Source organism: Hymenobacter glacialis (assembly GCF_001816165.1).
Taxonomy (GTDB): Bacteria; Bacteroidota; Bacteroidia; order Cytophagales; family Hymenobacteraceae; genus Hymenobacter; species Hymenobacter glacialis.
Map to the genome: position 1 here is coordinate 1 of NZ_MDZC01000100.1, position 3,261 is coordinate 3,261.

Sequence of the window (3,261 nt, forward strand, 5' to 3'; positions counted from 1 at the left end):
GCAACTGGCAGGTAGACACCGCCAACCCCGATAAGCTGCTCACAGTGAGTTCCGATACGCTCACGGCCGAGCAGGTGATGCGGGCCATCGAAGAAGCTGGCTTTGAGATTCAAGTGGCTTAATTCCGCCGTTCTATTAATCAAAAATGCCCGGCACGACCGGGCGTTTTTGTTGTCTCAGCGAGCATAGATAAGCTGAAGCGTAGCCAAGCTGATGTAACTACCTGCGCAAATAATAAGTAATCTGTGATATGCCGGAGCCCAATATTACTGCTTGAGGGCGTGTGCCAATCATGCTTGTGACTATTTGAAGCCACACCAGCTACCGTTAGAAACGGCGTATTTAGTTCATGCGGTAAGTGCTGATTCCGAATGCATTTGCTTCCTTCACATGAATATTACTCGTCAGTCGTTGCTGCTGTTGTGGGGGCTCACCGTCACCGGGGCCTACCTGCTCACCGAATACCTCGGGCATACACTGGAGCACGGCCACGCTGCCGTGCTGTGGACCTGGGCTGGAATGATGACCATGCCGCTGGTGGCATCCCTGCTTCTTGGCCACCGGGCCAATGCGTTGGTCTGGGTGTGGGCCGGGGCCACGGTGCTGGCAATGGTCGAAAATTTCGGCGTACACATCATTGAAGCCAAGCCGCTGATGCACTTCAGCTATCATACGCTGTGGTTCCTTTTTGGCGCGGCGGGTTTCGCCTACACCGCCGCGGTGGTAGACGGCAGCGCGCGCAAAAAGCTGTACGCCGGGGCCACGCTGCTCAACCTGCTTGGCGCTGCGCTATTGCTTGTCGCTCCCAATCTGCTGAAAGGGTACCAGTATGTGGCACTGGCCCTCGTTCAGGGTGTGCCCATGTTGCTGGACGTGCCCCTAAGGCGTCGACACGAGCAACAGGCGGCGCAGTAGCAAGCGGCTTTTTTTCTGCGTAATTCTTCTTCGTATTTCCCCGCTGATGGCCATTCAATGTATTTATGCCCCCGACCTGCTGGCCTCCCTCCACTGGTACGCCGACGTACTTAACCTGCCAGCCGAAGCCCTGCAAACGGAGCCGCCCGCGCTTCAGCTGCCGGGCACCGACGGGCTGATGTTTTCTGCGCAGGCCCGGCCGGGGACCCATGTGCTTCCGGTGGCGTCGGTGGCCGACGCCCGGCTGCGGTTTGAGCACCGGCAGGTGGTGCCGGGCGAAAACCAGGGCCGGATAGTGGCGGCCGGCCTTGGCCGCCTCTCTTTCATCGACCCGGCCAACAACCAACTCACGCTCCTGGAGCCGGGCAGCGATGCCCTGGCGGTGGAGCACTCAGCCGGCTAGTGGTGCTGTTATCATTTTTGCCAACTCAGTCATTTCTATGAATTCAACTATCCTCACCACCAGTCAATCTGCCACGGCTCAGAAGGAGCAGGAAGCCAAAAAGCGCAGCGCACCCTCCAGCAAAGTCATTCACAAAGCCATTCTCCTGGAAGGCCGGGAAGAGCTGTCCCGCTCGTCGGGGGCCCTGTTCTGGTCGGGACTGGCGGCGGGCCTGGCAATGGGGCTGTCGATGATAGCGGAGGGGGTAATGACGCACTATCTGCCCGATTCGCCCTGGCGGCCGCTGGTAGCCAACCTGGGGTATAGCCTGGGCTTTTTGGTGGTGATACTGGGGCGGCAGCAGCTGTTCACTGAAAACACGCTTACCCCGATTATGCCGCTGCTGGAGCGACGCACCTGGGGCAACCTGCGGAACGTGCTGCGGTTGTGGGGCGTGGTGCTGGTGGCCAATCTGCTGGGCTGCCTGGCCCTGGCCTTGGCAGTGGCGCATACGGATGTGTTTGAGCCAGCCATTCGGGCCGAGTTTGCCCACTTAGGAGAACAGGCGCTGGCCCCCGGATTTGGTATTGTGTTGCTGCGCGGCATCTTTGCCGGTTGGCTGATTGCCCTGATGGTCTGGCTGTTGCCTTATGCTGAAACCGGCCGCATCTGGGTGATTATCATCATGACCTACGTTGTTGGCATCTGCCATTTCAGCCACGTCATTGCGGGCTCTGCGGAAGTGTTTACGCTGGCCGCATCGGGCAAAGCCTCCTGGGGGCACGTGCTAGGCGGCTTTGTGGTACCGGCGCTGCTGGGCAACATCCTGGGCGGCGTAGTACTGGTAGCTGCTCTCAACCACGCGCAGGTAGCCGCCGACGACTCCGACGACACAGCCGCCGATTAGCCAGCTGTGGCTTCTGGAGAAGCACGACTTTCTTCGTTTAATCTTCTTACACCGCTCTAGTATTTCAAATGGAACATAAAATGGAACACCAACAAATGGAGCACAAAAAGCCCTACGCGCGCTTCTTTCTGATGATGGGCGTCTCGCTGGTCGCCATGTATATTGTCATGTACCTGAACGTGTACGAATGGGACCACGTGTACTTCAGCATGACCCGCCTGTATATGTCGCTGATTATGCTGGTGCCCATGGTGCTGATTATGATGGGTTTCATGTGGAAAATGTACCCCAACAAACAACTCAATACCCTGATTATGGGTGGCAGCCTGGTGCTGTTTGTGGTGGCCACCATTATGGTGCGCTCCCAGACGTTTATCGGCGACACGCTGTGGATGAAGGCCATGATTCCGCACCACTCCATCGCCATCATGGTGAGCAAGCGGGCCGATATCAAAGACCCCGAGGTGCGCAAGCTGGCCGATGATATCATCAAGGCCCAGGAGCGCGAAATCAAGCAGATGCAGCAGATGCTGGCCCGGCTGAAACAGGAGCAGGCCGCGCAGTAACCAGCCGCCTTTCCTGAAATGTACACTTCCCTAATGAGTTCTATTGCAAGTAAAATCCTGGCATTAATTAGCATCTGGCTTCTGGCTGGCCTGCCGGTCCAGGCCCAAACCGATACAACCGTATACAACCTCACCATTCGGCAGGAGCCGGTAAACAAAGCCGGTAAAAGCGTGCCGGGCATGACCGTGAACGGCGGCATTCCCGGCCCCACCATCCGCTTCAAAGAGGGCGGCTACGCCGTGATTTACGTGAAGAATGAAATGGCCGAGGAAACGTCGGTGCACTGGCACGGCCTGCTGCTGCCCAATTTCTACGACGGCGTGCCCTACCTCAACACGCCGCCCATCAAGCCCGGGCAGACGCAGAAATATGAGTTTGCGCTCCGGCAGGCCGGCACCTACTGGTACCACTCGCACACCATGCTGCAGGAGCAAAGCGGCGTGTACGGCGCCATCGTCATCGAGCCCCGTCAGGAGCGCCTGACCTACGA

General features: G+C 58.1%; 5 protein-coding genes. All 5 read left to right on the forward strand.

The window, feature by feature from the left end; all coding sequences use genetic code 11:
- Positions 1-390 precede the first annotated feature (390 nt).
- Positions 391-915: a hypothetical protein gene (locus BEN48_RS14805; protein WP_125932672.1), complete on the forward strand. Its 525-nt coding sequence runs from the start codon at positions 391-393 to the stop codon at positions 913-915.
- 46 nt (positions 916-961) lie between these two features.
- Complete coding sequence (locus BEN48_RS14810; protein WP_070735678.1) at positions 962-1,318, forward strand: VOC family protein; 357 nt, start codon at positions 962-964, stop codon at positions 1,316-1,318.
- Between the two features lie 37 nt (positions 1,319-1,355).
- Positions 1,356-2,204, forward strand: a complete 849-nt coding sequence (locus BEN48_RS14815) for a formate/nitrite transporter family protein (RefSeq protein WP_070735679.1) — start codon at positions 1,356-1,358, stop codon at positions 2,202-2,204.
- Between the two features lie 80 nt (positions 2,205-2,284).
- Positions 2,285-2,770 carry a DUF305 domain-containing protein gene (locus tag BEN48_RS14820; protein WP_241502286.1) on the forward strand — a complete coding sequence of 162 codons (486 nt, stop codon included), beginning with the start codon at positions 2,285-2,287 and terminating at the stop codon, positions 2,768-2,770.
- A gap of 33 nt (positions 2,771-2,803) precedes the next feature.
- A partial coding sequence (locus tag BEN48_RS14825; protein WP_158010210.1) for a multicopper oxidase domain-containing protein occupies positions 2,804-3,261 on the forward strand: 458 nt, incomplete at its 3' end.

What these genes read in the sequence shown, in the direction of transcription:
- BEN48_RS14805 (WP_125932672.1), top strand. Translation starts at nt 391, where the DNA reads ATGAATATTACTCGTCAGTCGTTGCTGCTGTTGTGGGGGCTCACCGTC.
- BEN48_RS14810 (WP_070735678.1), top strand. Translation starts at nt 962, where the DNA reads ATGGCCATTCAATGTATTTATGCCCCCGACCTGCTGGCCTCCCTCCAC.
- BEN48_RS14815 (WP_070735679.1), top strand. Translation starts at nt 1,356, where the DNA reads ATGAATTCAACTATCCTCACCACCAGTCAATCTGCCACGGCTCAGAAG.
- BEN48_RS14820 (WP_241502286.1), top strand. Translation starts at nt 2,285, where the DNA reads ATGGAACACCAACAAATGGAGCACAAAAAGCCCTACGCGCGCTTCTTT.